Annotated in this window: 13 protein-coding genes; 11 read left to right on the forward strand and 2 right to left on the reverse strand. The window is 65.7% G+C overall.

Translation table 11 applies throughout. The features are described from left to right. The first annotated feature begins 18 nt into the window (after positions 1-18). Complete coding sequence (locus RPC_RS24995) at positions 19-1845, forward strand: DUF2793 domain-containing protein (RefSeq protein ID WP_011472288.1); 1827 nt, start codon at positions 19-21, stop codon at positions 1843-1845. A gap of 48 nt (positions 1846-1893) precedes the next feature. Here the strand turns inward: RPC_RS24995 and RPC_RS25000 are convergent, their stop codons facing one another. Both RPC_RS25000 and RPC_RS09150 read right to left on the reverse strand, forming a co-directional pair. Continuing rightward, a complete protein-coding gene (locus RPC_RS25000; RefSeq protein ID WP_080507325.1) occupies positions 1894-3045 on the reverse strand; it encodes a class I SAM-dependent methyltransferase in 1152 nt (383 codons plus the stop codon). Between the two features lie 168 nt (positions 3046-3213). Beyond that, a complete protein-coding gene (locus RPC_RS09150) occupies positions 3214-4101 on the reverse strand; it encodes a class I SAM-dependent methyltransferase (RefSeq protein WP_011472290.1) in 888 nt (295 codons plus the stop codon). Between the two features lie 393 nt (positions 4102-4494). On the opposite strand from RPC_RS09150, the gene RPC_RS09155 reads away from it, so the two are divergent. From RPC_RS09155 to RPC_RS09200, 10 genes are all read left to right on the forward strand, one after another. After that, entirely contained in the window at positions 4495-5304 is an 810-nt protein-coding gene (locus RPC_RS09155; RefSeq protein WP_011472291.1) for a glycoside hydrolase family 19 protein, read from the forward strand. 2 nt (positions 5305-5306) lie between these two features. Continuing rightward, positions 5307-5879, forward strand: a complete 573-nt coding sequence (locus tag RPC_RS09160; protein WP_011472292.1) for a 3TM-type holin — start codon at positions 5307-5309, stop codon at positions 5877-5879. 96 nt (positions 5880-5975) lie between these two features. Next, complete coding sequence (locus RPC_RS09165) at positions 5976-6665, forward strand: response regulator transcription factor (RefSeq protein ID WP_011472293.1); 690 nt, start codon at positions 5976-5978, stop codon at positions 6663-6665. A gap of 72 nt (positions 6666-6737) precedes the next feature. Continuing rightward, on the forward strand, positions 6738-8114 hold the full coding sequence (locus tag RPC_RS09170; protein WP_011472294.1) for an ATP-binding protein: 1377 nt from the start codon (positions 6738-6740) through the stop codon (positions 8112-8114). Positions 8115-8323: 209 nt separating this feature from the next. Further along, on the forward strand, positions 8324-8491 hold the full coding sequence (locus RPC_RS09175) for a hypothetical protein (RefSeq protein WP_157043165.1): 168 nt from the start codon (positions 8324-8326) through the stop codon (positions 8489-8491). Between the two features lie 259 nt (positions 8492-8750). Beyond that, entirely contained in the window at positions 8751-9215 is a 465-nt protein-coding gene (locus RPC_RS09180) for an RT0821/Lpp0805 family surface protein (protein WP_011472295.1), read from the forward strand. Between the two features lie 234 nt (positions 9216-9449). After that, the gene (locus RPC_RS09185) at positions 9450-10853 is read left to right on the forward strand and encodes a hypothetical protein (protein WP_011472296.1); all 1404 of its coding nucleotides are present in this window, start codon (positions 9450-9452) and stop codon (positions 10851-10853) included. 133 nt (positions 10854-10986) lie between these two features. Further along, positions 10987-12090 (forward strand): c-type cytochrome biogenesis protein CcmI, encoded by a 1104-nt coding sequence (ccmI, locus tag RPC_RS09190; protein WP_011472297.1) that lies wholly within the window; start codon positions 10987-10989, stop codon positions 12088-12090. Positions 12091-12093: 3 nt separating this feature from the next. Beyond that, positions 12094-12591, forward strand: coding sequence for a cytochrome c maturation protein CcmE (ccmE, locus tag RPC_RS09195; RefSeq protein ID WP_011472298.1), 498 nt, complete (start codon positions 12094-12096; stop codon positions 12589-12591). Continuing rightward, positions 12588-14570, forward strand: a complete 1983-nt coding sequence (locus tag RPC_RS09200) for a heme lyase CcmF/NrfE family subunit (RefSeq protein ID WP_011472299.1) — start codon at positions 12588-12590, stop codon at positions 14568-14570. Before ccmE ends, RPC_RS09200 begins: the two co-directional genes overlap by 4 nt. The last annotated feature ends 3 nt before the right edge of the window (positions 14571-14573 follow it).

The raw sequence follows: 14573 nt of genomic DNA on the forward strand, positions 1-14573 counted from the left end.
CGCCGCGAGGAGAATGCCATGACCGACACCGCCAATTTGCATCTGCCGCTGATCGAGGCCAGCCAGGCGCAGAAGCACGTCACCCACAACGAGGCGCTGCAAATCCTCGACGCTGCGATCCAGATCGCGGTGCAGGATCGCGACCGTAGCGCGCCGCCGCCCGGCCCGGCGGAGGGCCAGCGCCACCTCGTCGCGGCCGGCGCCGTCGGCGCCTGGGCCGGCCGGGCGGGCGCCATCGCCAGCTATCAGGGCGGCGCCTGGAGCTTTCTCGCGCCCAATGCCGGCTGGTGCGTCTGGTCGGTGGCGGACGCCGCGCAGCTGGTGTTCGACGGCACCGCCTGGCGCTCTCTGCAGAGCCTCGACAACGTCGCGCGGTTCGGCGTCAACACCACCGCCGACAACGCCAACCGCCTCAGCGTCAAATCCAACGCCGCGTTGTTCGCCGCGGTCGACGCCGCCGACGGCGGCAGCGGCGACGTCCGGATCCAAGTGTCGAAACAGAGCGCCGCCAACACCGCCTCCGTGGTGTTCTCCGACGCCTATTCCGGGCGCGCCGAATTCGGCCTGGTCGGCTCCGACGCGTTCAAGCTCAAGGTGTCCGGCGACGGCTCAAGCTGGACCGAGGCGCTCGCCATCGACGCCGCCAGCGGCAACGCCGTTCTGCCGCGCGCGCTATCGCTTTCCGGCATCATCGCGCCGGTCGAGATCACCGCCAATCAGAACGACTACGCGCCGGCCGGGCTGGCGTCGGCCGCGGTGCTGCGAGTGTCGGCGGACGCCGCGCGCAGCATCAGCGGGCTGGCCGGCGGCGCCGAGGGCCGCGTCATCGTCGTCGGCAATGTCGGCGGCCAGGCCATCACGCTGCTCGACGACAGCGCGGCGTCGGCGGCGGCCAATCGTTTTTCGTTCGGCGGCAATTTGACGATCGCCGCCAAACAGGCCGCGGTGCTGCGCTACGACGGCACCGCGGCGCGCTGGCAGGCGATCGCGGGCGGCCTCGGCCTGCGCGCCGACGCCGCGCAGGCGCTGACCTCGGCGCAGCAGGACCAGGCGCGGGCCAATGCCGGCATCGCCGCGGCCAACGTGCTGCTCAACGGCGAGTTTCGCATCAATCAGCGGTGGTACGCTTCGGCCGCGGCGTTGCCGGCCGGAGTCTACGGTCACGATCGCTGGAAGGCCGGCGCCGGCGGCGGCGACTATTCCTTCGTGCAGTCGGCCGGCAGCACCCAAATCAACATCGCGGTCGGCAAGACGCTGTTGCAGATCGTCGAGGCCAAGAACGTCGTCGGCGGCTCGTATGTGCTGAGCTGGAGCGGAACCGCGCAAGGACGGCTCGGCATCAACTCCGCCACGCCGTCCGGCGCCTACGCGAACAGCCCGATCGTGATCGCCGGGCAGGCCGCCGGCGCGGTGATGTCGGTCGAGTTCAACGCCGGAACGCTGGCGACGGTCAAGCTGGAATCCGGCACCGTCGCAACCCCGTTCGCGATGCGCTCGTTCGCCGCGGAGTTCGCCGACTGCAAGCGCTACTGCGAACGGATCAGCAGCGTCGACGACAACTTCAAACAGTTCGGCACCGCGGCGGATGTCGGAGCGACAACTTCGTACGTGTTTGTGCAGTGCTCAGAGAAACGAGGAGTCGTCAGTGTGACTTCGTCAGCCGCCAGTACGTTCACGATTCATGATGGCCCTGTAGTACCGACCGCCATCGCCTTCAGCCAACCAACGAGATACGGCGCGCGGGCCAATCTCTCCCTTGCGAGCGGCGGGGTTGCCGGCTATGCGAGCCTGTTTCAGGCCAATGCTACGACGGTTGCCTACATTCAGTTTGATGCCGAATTGTAAAGGCGCATCGCAGTGGGTGCGGATCAATTATCTTGCACATCTACGGTACTATCGGTAACGGCGCCCTTCTCTTCGGCCATGGATCAAATAGTGATCCCCGGGGTTCATCCCCGCCTGCTTCACGTCCGGATGCAGGCGGAGATACAGTTCACCATCGAAGTCGCTAGGTAGCAGACCAAAAGCGACGTCGTTCGAAGGCGAGGTTGCTCGTGCCAGTATCGCCGCGTCCTGCCCGAAATGTGCGCCATCGGTGATGCCGGACCAGAATCCGCGAAGATAAGGCCGGGCATTCGTCAACCCGGCGCGGCCAATCATACGGGTCATCGCTTCATCGGTGATGGCAACGGCGGCGGTTTCGATTTCGGGGCTGTCGATAAAAAAGCCGTCGCTGTACGGGTGCCTGAATTTCAGCCCCGTCGGCTGCTTGGCGGCGTGCGCGACTGCGACGGGCTCGTAAAGAAAGAAGCTGGCGTATACCAGTCCGTCCGGTTTAAGCACGCGCGCGAATTCCTTTAGATAGTGCGTGATCTCCTCTTCGAACAAATGGGTGAACACCGACGTCAGAAAGATTCGATCGACCGAATTGTCTTCGGCCGGCAGAACGAAATCCAGCGACGAGCATTTCCCCAGAGGGTTGTACATCTCGTGCTTTGAATCGAAGTGATGAAACTCGAAATTCGGATGTCGCGAAGTGATGTTGCGACGACACCACTCGATCGAATCGCGCGTGATATCAACGCCAATATAGCGTCCGTCGGAATTGAGATAGTCGATGAATTCGAATGCGTCCCTTCCGATACCGCTTCCGACCTCCAGCACCGTCATGTCAGGTCTGAGCCCAAGATAGGTATGATAAATAGAAAGGTGCATCTGGGCGATCTGAGCAAAATTGCCCATGCCGCCGCCGGTCAATTCAACGAGGTCTTCGAGTAAAGAGAAACCCTTGTATTCTGCAATGATGTATCGACGTGGGATTCGGTAGGCCTGACCGTCGACATAGACATGCCTCGCTCCAAATTCAGTCAGTGGCCACTTCGACGCCTCGCTCTCGGGAAGGAGCGAAATTTCGTCACCGTCCTCGAATTGAAACGTCGGCAGTTCGTTCATCGGAACTTGAACGGTCTTGCCATCCCGCAAGATTTCGAGATGGAGTCCATCGACCGCGTTCGACGCGGAATAACTCTCGCTAGCCATATCCATCTCGCCTCGTTTTCAGAGAGCCCAGCCCGCACTCTATCAAGAGTGACTCGTAACATTTTTCGAGGCAAACACAACCCGGGGCGCCCGAGAGCCGATGGTCCCGCTTTGGAGCCAGGTTGTCTCGGGCGTGGTTAGGTAACATCAATCATCCGCAGCTTCTGCAGAGACCTATCGATAATGGCGTCCTTCGCCTCTGCCATGGGTGAGGTAATGCACGCGAGGATCCACGCTGGCTTCCTTCACGTCCGGATGAAGACGCAAATACAGCTCCCCATCGAAATCTTTCGGAAACAGCTCCCAATTGGCGTCTTCGGGCATCGCGACCACATATGCGTCCTGCTGCTCCCACCAAAAGGCCGTTCGCAGCACGGTGATCGGCGCCTTTAGCCGTCGATAGATCTGACGTGTGACGTAGATGGGAAGCGAAAACGTCGTGCCGTATTCGGCGGTGTCAAGATCCTTTTGCTCGCTGTTGGCGCCGAACCAGAATCCGTCCTTGGTGGCGACGCTCTGAACTCCTTCGTTTCTCATCGAAGTTTCACCATGGGTGGTGAAGATCAGAAAGCCGCCCGGCTTGACATGGCGAAACAGTTCCTCGAGCCACGGACCGAAAGTACGATCAGGCATATGAGAGAAGAATGACAGCGCAAATACCACGTCAAACTGCCTGCCGATGTTGAACAAGCTGGGCTTGGTCTGGGAAAGCGCGGTGTCGATCTTCATTTCCCGGCTGATGAAATCCATCGCCTCCTGATGGATGTCGCAAGCGGTTATTTCCGCATTCGGCAACTCGGTTGGTAAGTGCCTGGTGACGCAGCCGTAGCCGGAGGCGAACTCGAGCAGACTGAAACGGCAGTCCGGATCGATGGTGGTGTCGGCCTCGAGGACGGCGCGCAGATTATTGGCCGATTTCCGGCCGGAGCCGAAGTAATATTCGAACGCCTCTTTCTCCGGCGTGATGGCCCTCTGCACAAAATCGAAGATGAAATCCTGCTGGTGAATGGCTGGCGTCAGTCCGAGCGGTGCGCGTAGGCCTTGAGGCGCCTCAATGGACATGGACGTTCCTTGTTAAGCAGCACGGATTGACCGCGCGTTATAGGCAAAGCAGAGAACGGTAAGGTTCACGATATTAGCAGCCCGCTAGCACGTCGTGCAATACGCACGATCATGCACGGCGAATATTGAACTCTGCAGGGCCAGCCAGGGCAAGTCGTGCAGCTTATCGAAGGCAGTGCCGGTCTGCCGAATATTGACCTATCGACGAATGGGCGACGCCTAAGCCCGTCTCCGCTGCTCAACGCACTCGGTCATCGAGTCCTCCAGTCGGAAGCGTCGTCGTTGGCGCGGGGTATCAGCACTGACTGAGGGGGGGCGGTGTCGATCGGGCCGCGCGTCACTCCGGTCGCGGGCCTCATAGTACCGGCTTCATCCATCATCGGGAGGAATTGCATGGCACAATCGTCCTTCGGCGAAGCTTTGACGCGTCTGTGGCCCGGCGGCGACGACAAGATCGCCGGGCTGCGTGCCGGGATCGTCGCATCGGCGCCGTCGGTGTTCGACAAATACGGTATCACTACGCCGCAGCTCGTCGCGCATGTGATGGCGCAGATCTCCCACGAATGCGGCGCCGGCCACGACGTGGTTGAAAACCTCAACTACACCGCCGGCCGGATGATGCAGGTGTGGCCGTCGCGGTTTCCCACGACGGCGAGCGCGCGGCGCTACGCGCACGACCCGAAGGCGCTGGCCAACAAGGTCTACAACGGCCGGATGGGCAATGCCGCGGGCTCCGATGATGGCTGGAATTTCCGCGGTCGCGGGGCTGCGCAGACCACCGGCCGCGAGGGCTACGCACGGCTCGCCGCGGCCACCGGGCTCGACCTCGTCAACCATCCCGACCTGCTGCTGTCGCCAGAACATTTTCTGCAATGCGGCGTCGCCGATTTCATCGCTTGCGGCTGCCTGCCGTTCGCCAAGGCCGACGACATCGTCGGCGTCACCAGAAGGCTGAACGGCGGCAGCATCGGGCTGTCGCAGCGCAAGGCCTGGCTGGCGAAATGGAAGGCGGCGCTCGCCGCGGCCCCGGTGCCCGGGACCGCGGCGAGGCTTCCGGCGGTCGACAGTCCGTCGATCGCGCCCGAGCCGCCGGCGTCGGTGCCGGGGCCGCGCGATCTTGCGGCGCCGCCGGCCGCCGCGTCGGCACCATCGATCGTTGCAAGATTCGTCGCCGCGCTGGCCGCGGCCTGCAAGAGGAGCTGAGCATGGACTGGAACGATCTCGGCAAACAGGTGATCGCGGCGGGCGCGCCTTTGCTCGGCACCGCGCTGGGCGGCCCGCTCGGCGGCGCCGCCGGCAATATTCTGGCGCAGGCGCTGGGGTCGGCGGCGCCGACGCCGGCCGCTGTGCAGGCGGCGCTGCCGGCGGCCGATCCGCAAAAGCTCGCCGAGGCCGAAGCGCAATGGATCGAGACGATCCGCGCCGAGGCGGAGACCCAGCGCACCGCGATCAGTGAGACCCAGGCCACCATCCGCGCCGAGATCGGCAGCGACGACGTGGTGCAGCGCTGGTGGCGGCCGGCCTATGCCTGGGAGCTGACGCTGGAATGCGCCGCCTTGTGGGCGGTGCTGATCCACGAATTCTGGACCGGCGACGTCGCCACCATCAACGCGCTGGTCGGCGCCACCGCGCTGCTGGTGACCTATTGGGGCTTCCGATTCGGCGTGCTAGGCGTCTATATCGGCGGCCGGACCCGGGAAAAGGTTTCGGCCGCGACCGGGCAGGACGCGCCCGGCGCGATCGAAAAGCTGGTCAAGGCGGTCGTGAAGAAAAAGTAATTGTTTCGCACCGCGGCGTTCATCGGTCGTTCACGCCGCCGAGCCTCATCTGCACGGCGGCGATCGCGCCCAAATAACTGGACTACGGAGACGGTCTTGCGTCTGCTCGTCGTTGAAGATGATCCCGATCTCAATCGTCAGCTCACCACCGCGCTGACCGACGCCGGCTATGTGGTCGACCGCGCCTTCGACGGCGAGGAAGGCCACTTCCTCGGCGACACCGAGCCTTACGACGCGGTGGTGCTGGATATCGGCCTGCCGAAGATGGACGGCATCTCGGTGCTGGAAGCCTGGCGGCGCAATCACCGCGCGATGCCGGTCTTGATCCTGACCGCGCGCGACCGCTGGAGCGACAAGGTGCAGGGCTTCGACGCCGGCGCCGACGACTATGTCGCCAAGCCGTTTCATCTGGAAGAGGTGCTGGCGCGGCTGCGCGCGCTGCTGCGCCGCTCCGCCGGTCACGCGCAGTCCGAACTGACCTGCGGCCCGGTGGTGCTCGATACCCGCACCGGACGGGTCAGCGTCAACGGCAACCCGGTGAAGATGACCTCGCACGAATATCGGCTGTTGGCCTATCTGATGCACCATTCCGGACGCGTGGTGTCGCGCACCGAACTGGTCGAGCATCTGTACGACCAAGACTTCGATCGCGATTCCAACACCATCGAGGTGTTCGTCGGCCGCATCCGCAAGAAGCTCGACGTCGACATCATCCAGACCGTGCGCGGGCTCGGCTATCTGCTGACGCCGCCGCCGGCTGCGCCCGCGGCCCATCAACGGCCTTGATCCGGCCGGCGGCTTGGTCTGTTGTGAGGGCATGACGCGCCGTCCCATCATCTGCCTCAGGATCCTGCGCTGATGCGCGGCAGTTCGCTCGCCACCCGGCTGTTCCTGTCGGCGACCGCCTGGGTGGTGGTGATCCTGGCGATCACCGGCATCGTGCTGTCGTCGGTGTATCGGCAGGCCTCCGAGCGCGCCTTCGACCGCCGGCTGAACCTCTATCTGCGCACCTTGGTGGCCGAGGTGGCGACGCCCGACGAGCCGCCGGAGCGCCAATTCCAATCGCTCGGCGAGCCGTTGTTCGATCTGCCGCTGTCCGGTTGGTACTGGCAGATCGCGCGCACCGATTCCGAAAAACCCGAATTGCGCGGCTCGCGTTCGCTGTGGGATCGCAAGCTGTCGCACCTACAGGATCAGGGCGTCGAACTCACCGCCGCGGGCGTTCGCCAGGGCTATGTCGACGGCCCCGAAGGCCAGAACCTGCGGATGGTGGAGCGGCCGGTCGATCTCGGCGCCGACGGCAAGTTCCTGGTCACGGTGGCGGGCGACGCCACCGAGATCTTCGAGGAGACCAGGACTTTCGATTACTATCTGGCCAGCACCTTCCTGGCGCTGTCGATCGGGCTGCTGCTGACCACGATTTTCCAGGTCCGCTTCGGCTTAGCGCCGCTGAAGCGGATTTCGGATTCCATTGCCGACATCCGCTCCGGCCGCGCCGAGCGGCTGGAGGGCGAATTCCCGGTCGAGATCGCGCCCTTGGCGCGGGAAACTAACGCGCTGATCGACGCCAACCGCCAGATCGTCGAGCGGGCGCGCACCCATGTCGGCAATCTGGCGCATGCGATCAAGACGCCGTTGTCGGTGATCATCAACGAAGCGGCGGCGCACCCCGGCGACGCCTTCGCCGCCAAGGTGTTGGAGCAGGCCGACGTGATGCGCGACCAGGTCACCCACCATCTGCAGCGGGCGCGGATCGCGGCGCGGCTGACCGTGGTCGGCACCGTCACCGAGGTCGCGCCGGTGATCGAGGCGTTGCGCCGGACCATGGAAAAGATCCACCGCGAGCGCTGCATCGCGATCGACGTCGAGGCCGCCGCCGCGGCGAAATTCCGCGGCGAGCGCCAGGATTTGGAGGAAATGGTCGGCAATCTGATCGACAACGCCTGCAAATGGGCGGAAGCGCGGGTGTTCATCGAGGTCGCCCTGCAGCGCGCCGGCAGCGCCGATCCGGCGGCGGTGCTGCGCATCGTGGTCGACGACGACGGCCGCGGGCTGTCGGCCGCCGAGCGCGCCCAGGTGCTGCGCCGCGGCCAAAGGCTCGACGAGTCGAAGCCCGGCTCCGGGCTCGGGCTGTCGATCGTCACCGACCTCGCGGCGCTGTACGGCGGCAGCCTTAAGCTCAGCGAAGCCCCGATCGGCGGGCTGCGGGCGGAGCTGTTGTTGCCGGGGGGGTGAGGGGGCGCCCCTGAGAGCACGCAATCGCTGGGCGAGGCTTGCCCAGCAGAGGCTTGCCCCCGCACAGGAGTTAACCCTATCTTGGCCGAACCGCGACACCATCGCCAAGTCGGCCTGCTTGCGTTGCGATCGGCCGAGTGTATCTTTGGCGTGAACGAATCCGGCGTCCATGGGTTTTAGGGTGACGGGAGAAGGATATGCTTGTCACCATGAAGAATTCCGAGCTGATCGATCAATTGGTCGTTGTCGCCGAAGGCAACATCGATTTGGTCAGCGAGGCCATCCGCGAATGCGCGGGCGGACCGGAAAGCAAGGCCGACCTGGAGAAGGTCGTCGATTATATCGTCCGCCACCGCCGCGCCCCGGCGGCAGCTTAGCGAACTGCGTTGTCCGTCATTTGGACAACGATTGCGATCATCGCGTTTCTTTTCCCCGGCGTGTTTTTCTTCATCGGCCAGCACGGTCCGAAGTCCTCCTCGACCCCGCCGCCAGCCTGATGGCGACGGTGCAACCGCCGCTGCGGATTTCGCCGGAACGCGCCTCCCTTTCGATTTCCGCCGCTTTCCTGCCCAGATTCTCAGTTGGATATGGGTTCCCTGTCCGGCGACCGGCTGGGCAAGAAGTCATTGGGCCCTCATGAACCGCACCCACGCCGCTTTGGTCTTGCTCGCCGGGCTTTTGCTCGGCGGCTGCGACGTCACCAGCGGCGGGCTGGGCACCGGCGGCCTCAGCCGGGCGTTCAGCGCCGCACCGCCGGCCAATGCCCGGGCGGCCGAGCGCGATGCGGCGGCGGCAGTCACCGAGGCCGCGCTCGGCGGCATGATCGGGTCCAAGATCGGCACCAGGCTCGATGACGACGACCGCCGGCTGGCCTATAAGGCGCAGATCGAGGCGCTGGACAATGGCGCCCCCGGCGCCCCGGTGCCGTGGCGCAATCCGGCCTCTGGACGCTACGGTAATATCGTGCCGGGCCCGGCCTATGCCCGGCAAGGTGCAACCTGCCGCGGCTATTCCCACACCGTGACCATCGCGGGCCAGATCGAGATCGCGCGCGGCACCGCCTGTCATGGTCCGGATGGGCCCTGGACCGTCGCCAGCTAGCCTTGGCTGCGCGGCCCTTCGCCGGCCGTCCACCCCCGGCCTCGGCCGCCCCGTCATCCCCACAAGATTGCGCGCGCACGTTGACTTCGGGCGAGTTATGGGGTCCTCAAGACCTTCTTAACGACGATCCTGTTAGAACCAGCGGTGACGCCGCGGGGCGTCGATCACAATGGAAACGTGCGGACCGGCGCGCGCCGATGGGTGCGCGGATCCTGAGCCTGCAGATTTGGGCGCATGAGCCAGACATCGACCGAGCGTCTCAGAGACTATCTCGCGCAGCTGCCGCCGCAGGCCCAGGCGCTGCTGATCCGGGAATTTGAGCGCTCCATCGAACGCGGCGAAGACGCCACCGTCGCCAATTTCGTGCTCGGCCAGTTGCGCCAGATCGTCCGCGGCACCGACGAAGAGGCGCCGGCACGCACCGACGACCCGGCACGGCTGCTGTTCCGACCGCTCGAGCCGTTCCTGGTCGAACATTCCGGCGCGGTTCGGCCCGGTCAGATCCGCCGCGCCTCGCTGCTGCCGGTTTGGCAATGGCTCGGGCGCGACGGCGCACCGCAGGCGGTGGCCGAATTCGAGGCGACGCTGGCGCGGCTGCGTGGCGGCGGGACATCCTCGGAGATCGCTCACGCCGCGCGGAAGCTACAGATGGCCGCCGCCGACGCGATCGCCCAGGCGACCTCGGTGGCCCCCGGCGGCGACAATCAGCGCATGCTGGCTCGGATCGGTTCGGCTGCGGTGGTGGAAGACCTGCGCGCGGTCGGCGCGGTGTTGAAGAATCGAGACGCGCTCGACGCATTGTCCGACAAGTTGCCCGGCGGCCTCGGGGCATTCGGCGATGCCCAGGTCAATTCGGTGATCGCCACGCTCAACGTTCCCTCGCTGCAGACGCCGCTGGTGTTGCCGTTCGCGCTGTCGTTGGTGATGCAGCGGCTGTCGGCGCCCTGGCAGATCATCCGGATCGCGGTGCGGATCGCCAGTTCCGACGACGAGGTCAGGGTCGCGGCAATTCCTCTTGGCGTCGCCGTCACCATGGCGCTGCACGATCTGGCGCATCTGGTCGCCGACCTGCGCGCGCAGATCAAGCGCGGCCACTTCGAGAACTTCGCCGAACGCCTGAAGCTGGTGCACGATGGCTTGCGCGGCGTGCGCACCGAACTCGATCTGCGCAACGACTCGGTGTGGGGTCGGCAAATGGCCGCGATCAGGGTCGACATCTCCAATTCGCTGCAATCGGAGATCGAGAGCGTGCCGGGCCGGGTTCGCCGGCTGCTGCGGCAGCGCCCCGACAAGGACATCGCGGCGACCACCAAGATCGATCCCAGCGAAATCGACGAGGTGCTGGCGCTGATCGCCTTCGTGGCGGTCTGCCGCACCTATGCCAGCGAACTGGCGATCAACGAGGTGACGCTGCGCACCTATTCCGACCTGCAGCAATATGTCGAAAAATCCACCGAGGCGCTGGTGCAGGCGTTGCGCGGCGCCGATGCGAAAGTGCGCGGGTTCCGGCAGATGCAGGTCAAGGCGGCGATCCGGTTCTGCGAGGCGCTGTTCGGCCAGGACTACGCCTCGCTGATGAGCCGGGCGGCGGACAACGCCATGGTGGTGGTGGAGCGCAAGCCGAGCCGGGCGGGCTGATCTAAACGCCTTCATTCACAAGTATTTTCACCAGCGCCGGGACGCAAAAGTCAATTGCGCCGGCGGCTCGGGCATGGTGTAACCCGGGTCCGGCGCCGGACCGGCGTGGCGGCTTTCACGGGAACTCGTTTGCATGACGTTGTGGTTCGTGTTCGCGATGATGACCGCCGCGGCGATCTTCGCGGTGGTGTGGCCGCTCGGCCGCAGGCCGCAGACCGCGCGCGAAGGCAGCGAAACCAACGTCTACAAGGATCAACTCGCGGAAATCGAGCGCGATGCCGAGGTCGGCCTGATCGGCGGGGCTGAGGCGGATGCCGCCCGGGTCGAGATCAGCCGCCGCCTGCTGGGGGCCGCCGACGCCGAGCGGACGCCGCCGGCTGCTGCCCGTACCGGCGCGCGGCGCGCGGTGTCGGTGATCGCGCTGGTCGGATTGCCGCTCTTGGCGGTGGCGTTCTATCTGCCGCTCGGCTCGCCGCAGATAGCCGATTTTCCGCTGGCGCAGCGCACCCGCATGCCCAGCGCCACCGAACCGCTCGACAATCTGGTGACCAAGGTCGAGGCGCATCTGGAGAAGAACCCGACCGACGCCCGCGGCTGGACCGTGCTGGCGCCGGTGTTGTCGCGGCTGGGACGCTTCGACGACGCCGTGCAGGCCTATCGCAAAGCGCTGACCTATGGCCCGGACAGCGCCGAGCGCCGCGCCGATCTCGGCGAGACCATCGCCGCGGCCGCCGGCGGGGTGATCACCGCCGAAGCCAAGGTGGAATTCGAACGCGCGGTGGCGCTCGATGCCGACGAGGTCAAGGCGCGTTACTTCCTGGGGCTGTCCGCCGAGCAGGACGGCCGCCCGAATGACGCAGCCGCAATCTGGCGCGCGATGCTGGACAAGGCGCCGGCGGAGGCGCCGTGGCGGCCTTTGGTGCAAAGCGCGCTGGCGCGGGTGACCGGCGCCAAGATGCCGGCGCCGCCCGATGAGGCGGTGGCGGCGGCGCAAGGCATGAGCGAAGCCGACCGCGGCGCCATGATCCAGGTCATGGTGGACCGCCTCGCAACGCGCTTGAAACAGAACGGTGATGACGTCGAGGGATGGTTGCGGCTGCTGCGTGCCTATATGGTGCTGGGCGATCGCGACAAGGCCAAGAGCGCGATCGTCGAGGCGCGTCAGGCGCTTGCCGGCAAGACCGAGCGGCTCAAGCAACTCGACGCCGGCGTAAAAACACTCGGACTGGATGGGTAAACCATGACGCGCAAGCAGCGGCGGTTGACGATGATCGGCGGAGCGGCGGCGGTTCTGGTGGTCGCCGCGGCCCTGGTGCTGAACGCGTTGCGCGATTCCATCGTGTTCTTCTCGACGCCGCAGATGGTCGCCGAACAGCATATCGCCGCCGGCAAGCGGTTCCGGCTCGGCGGGTTGGTGGAACCCGGCACACTGGTGCGCGGCGACAATCTGGCGGTGTCCTTCAAAGTGTCCGACGGCAGCGCCATGGTGCCGGTGACCTACAAAGGCATCCTGCCGGATCTGTTCCGCGAAGGGCAGGGCGTGGTGACCGAAGGCGCGCTGGATACAGCCGGCGTGTTCAAGGCCGATACCGTGCTCGCCAAGCACGACGAAAACTACATGCCGAAGGAAGTCGCCGACGCGCTCAAGAAACAGGGCCGCTGGCAGGAACAGTCCGGCGCCAAGCCCGACGTGCGGTCCGACGCGACACCGACCAACGCACAGGGGGCCGTGCGATGATCGCCGAGGCCGGGCACTATGCGCTGGTGCTGGCGCTCGGGCTGGCGCTGATCCAGGCCAGCGTGCCGGTGCTCGGCGCGCGGCTGCGCGATCCCGCCTTGATGAACGTCGCGCGTTCCGCGGCGCTGGCGCAACTGCTGTTCGTCGGCCTCTCGTTCACCGCGCTGGTGTACCTGTACGTCATCTCGGATTTCTCCGTCGCCAACGTGTTCGAGAATTCGCATTCCGCCAAGCCGCTGCTCTACAAGATCACCGGCGTGTGGGGCAATCACGAAGGCTCGATGCTGCTGTGGGTGTCGATCCTGGCCTTGTTCGGCGGCCTGGTCGCCGCCTTCGGCAACAACCTGCCGCTGAGCTTGCGCGCCCACGTGCTGGCGGTGCAGGCCTGGATCGCCACCGCGTTCTATCTGTTCATCCTGATTACTTCCAACCCGTTCCTGCGTCTCGACGACCCGCCGATCGAGGGCCGCGATCTCAATCCGGTGCTGCAGGACATCGGGCTCGCGATCCATCCGCCGATGCTCTATCTCGGCTATGTCGGGTTCTCGATCTCGTTCTCCTTCGCCATCGCCGCCTTGATCGAAGGCCGCGTCGACGCCGCCTGGGCGCGCTGGGTGCGGCCGTGGACGCTGATGGCGTGGATCTTCCTCACCCTCGGCATCGCGATGGGCTCGTATTGGGCCTATTACGAACTCGGCTGGGGCGGCTGGTGGTTCTGGGACCCGGTCGAGAACGCCTCGCTGATGCCATGGCTGGCCGGCACCGCGCTGTTGCATTCCGCCGTGGTGATGGAGAAGCGCAACGCGCTGAAGGTCTGGACCATCCTGCTGTCGATCCTGACCTTCTCGCTGTCGCTGCTCGGCACCTTCCTGGTGCGCTCCGGCGTGTTGACCTCGGTGCACGCCTTCGCCACCGATCCGACCCGCGGCGTGTTCATCCTGCTGATCCTGTGCGTGTTCATCGGCGGCAGCCTGTCGCTGTATGCCTCGCGCGCCTCCAGTCTGAAGCAGGGCGGGCTGTTCGCGCCGATCTCGCGCGAAGGCGCGCTGGTACTCAACAATCTGTTCCTCACCACCGCCTGCGCCACGGTGTTCATCGGCACGCTGTATCCGCTGGCGCTGGAAGTGCTGACCGGCGACAAGATCTCGGTTGGCGCGCCGTTCTTCAATCTCACCTTCGGGCCGCTGTTCGTGCCGCTGCTGCTGGCGGTGCCGTTCGGCCCCTTGCTGGCGTGGAAACGCGGCGATCTGATCGGCGCGGCGCAGCGGCTGATTGCCGCCGGCGTTGCCGCCTTGATCGCGATCGCGCTGCTGTGGTCCTTCGTGCATGGCGGCAGCACGCTGGCGCCGCTGGCGATCGGGCTGGCCGTGTTCGTGATCGCCGGAGCCTTGGTCGATCTGGTCGAGCGCATCGGCCTGTTCCGCAATCCGCTCGGCATCGTGTGGCGCCGCGCGCGAGGCCTGCCGCGCTCGACCTGGGGCACCGCCTTCGCCCATGCCGGTGTCGGCGTGGCGCTGATCGGGATCGTCTGCGAGACCACCTGGAATAGCGAATATATCGGCACCATGAGCGCCGGGCAGAGCGCCAAGCTCGCCGGCTACGAGTTGAAGCTCGACGGCCTGCAGTCGCGGCAGGGACCGAATTTCCGTGAGCTGCTGGCGCAGTTCACCGTCACCGAGGCGGGTCTGCCGATCGGGGTGATGAACCCGTCGAAGCGCGCCTTCGCCGCGCGCGGCTCCTCCACCTCGGAGGCAGCGCTGCTGACCCGCGGCGTCAGCCAGCTCTACGTCTCGCTCGGCGAGCCCACCGCCGACGGCGGCATCGCGGTGCGGATCTATCACAAGCCGATGGTGCTGTTGATCTGGTTCGGGCCGCTGTTGATGGCGTTCGGCGGGTTGCTGTCGCTTTCGGACCGGCGGCTGCGGGTCGGTGCGCCGAAGCCGGCGCGACAAGCGCGCGGCTTGCAGGCGGCGGAGTGATCA

It is taken from the genome of Rhodopseudomonas palustris BisB18 (assembly GCF_000013745.1).
Lineage (GTDB): Bacteria > Pseudomonadota > Alphaproteobacteria > Rhizobiales > Xanthobacteraceae > Rhodopseudomonas_A > Rhodopseudomonas_A palustris_F.

What these genes read in the sequence shown, in the direction of transcription:
- RPC_RS24995 (WP_011472288.1), top strand. Translation starts at nt 19, where the DNA reads ATGACCGACACCGCCAATTTGCATCTGCCGCTGATCGAGGCCAGCCAG.
- RPC_RS25000 (WP_080507325.1), bottom strand. Translation starts at nt 3,045, where the DNA reads ATGGATATGGCTAGCGAGAGTTATTCCGCGTCGAACGCGGTCGATGGA.
- RPC_RS09150 (WP_011472290.1), bottom strand. Translation starts at nt 4,101, where the DNA reads ATGTCCATTGAGGCGCCTCAAGGCCTACGCGCACCGCTCGGACTGACG.
- RPC_RS09155 (WP_011472291.1), top strand. Translation starts at nt 4,495, where the DNA reads ATGGCACAATCGTCCTTCGGCGAAGCTTTGACGCGTCTGTGGCCCGGC.
- RPC_RS09160 (WP_011472292.1), top strand. Translation starts at nt 5,307, where the DNA reads ATGGACTGGAACGATCTCGGCAAACAGGTGATCGCGGCGGGCGCGCCT.
- RPC_RS09170 (WP_011472294.1), top strand. Translation starts at nt 6,738, where the DNA reads ATGCGCGGCAGTTCGCTCGCCACCCGGCTGTTCCTGTCGGCGACCGCC.
- RPC_RS09175 (WP_157043165.1), top strand. Translation starts at nt 8,324, where the DNA reads ATGAAGAATTCCGAGCTGATCGATCAATTGGTCGTTGTCGCCGAAGGC.
- RPC_RS09180 (WP_011472295.1), top strand. Translation starts at nt 8,751, where the DNA reads ATGAACCGCACCCACGCCGCTTTGGTCTTGCTCGCCGGGCTTTTGCTC.
- RPC_RS09185 (WP_011472296.1), top strand. Translation starts at nt 9,450, where the DNA reads ATGAGCCAGACATCGACCGAGCGTCTCAGAGACTATCTCGCGCAGCTG.
- ccmI (WP_011472297.1), top strand. Translation starts at nt 10,987, where the DNA reads ATGACGTTGTGGTTCGTGTTCGCGATGATGACCGCCGCGGCGATCTTC.
- ccmE (WP_011472298.1), top strand. Translation starts at nt 12,094, where the DNA reads ATGACGCGCAAGCAGCGGCGGTTGACGATGATCGGCGGAGCGGCGGCG.
- RPC_RS09200 (WP_011472299.1), top strand. Translation starts at nt 12,588, where the DNA reads ATGATCGCCGAGGCCGGGCACTATGCGCTGGTGCTGGCGCTCGGGCTG.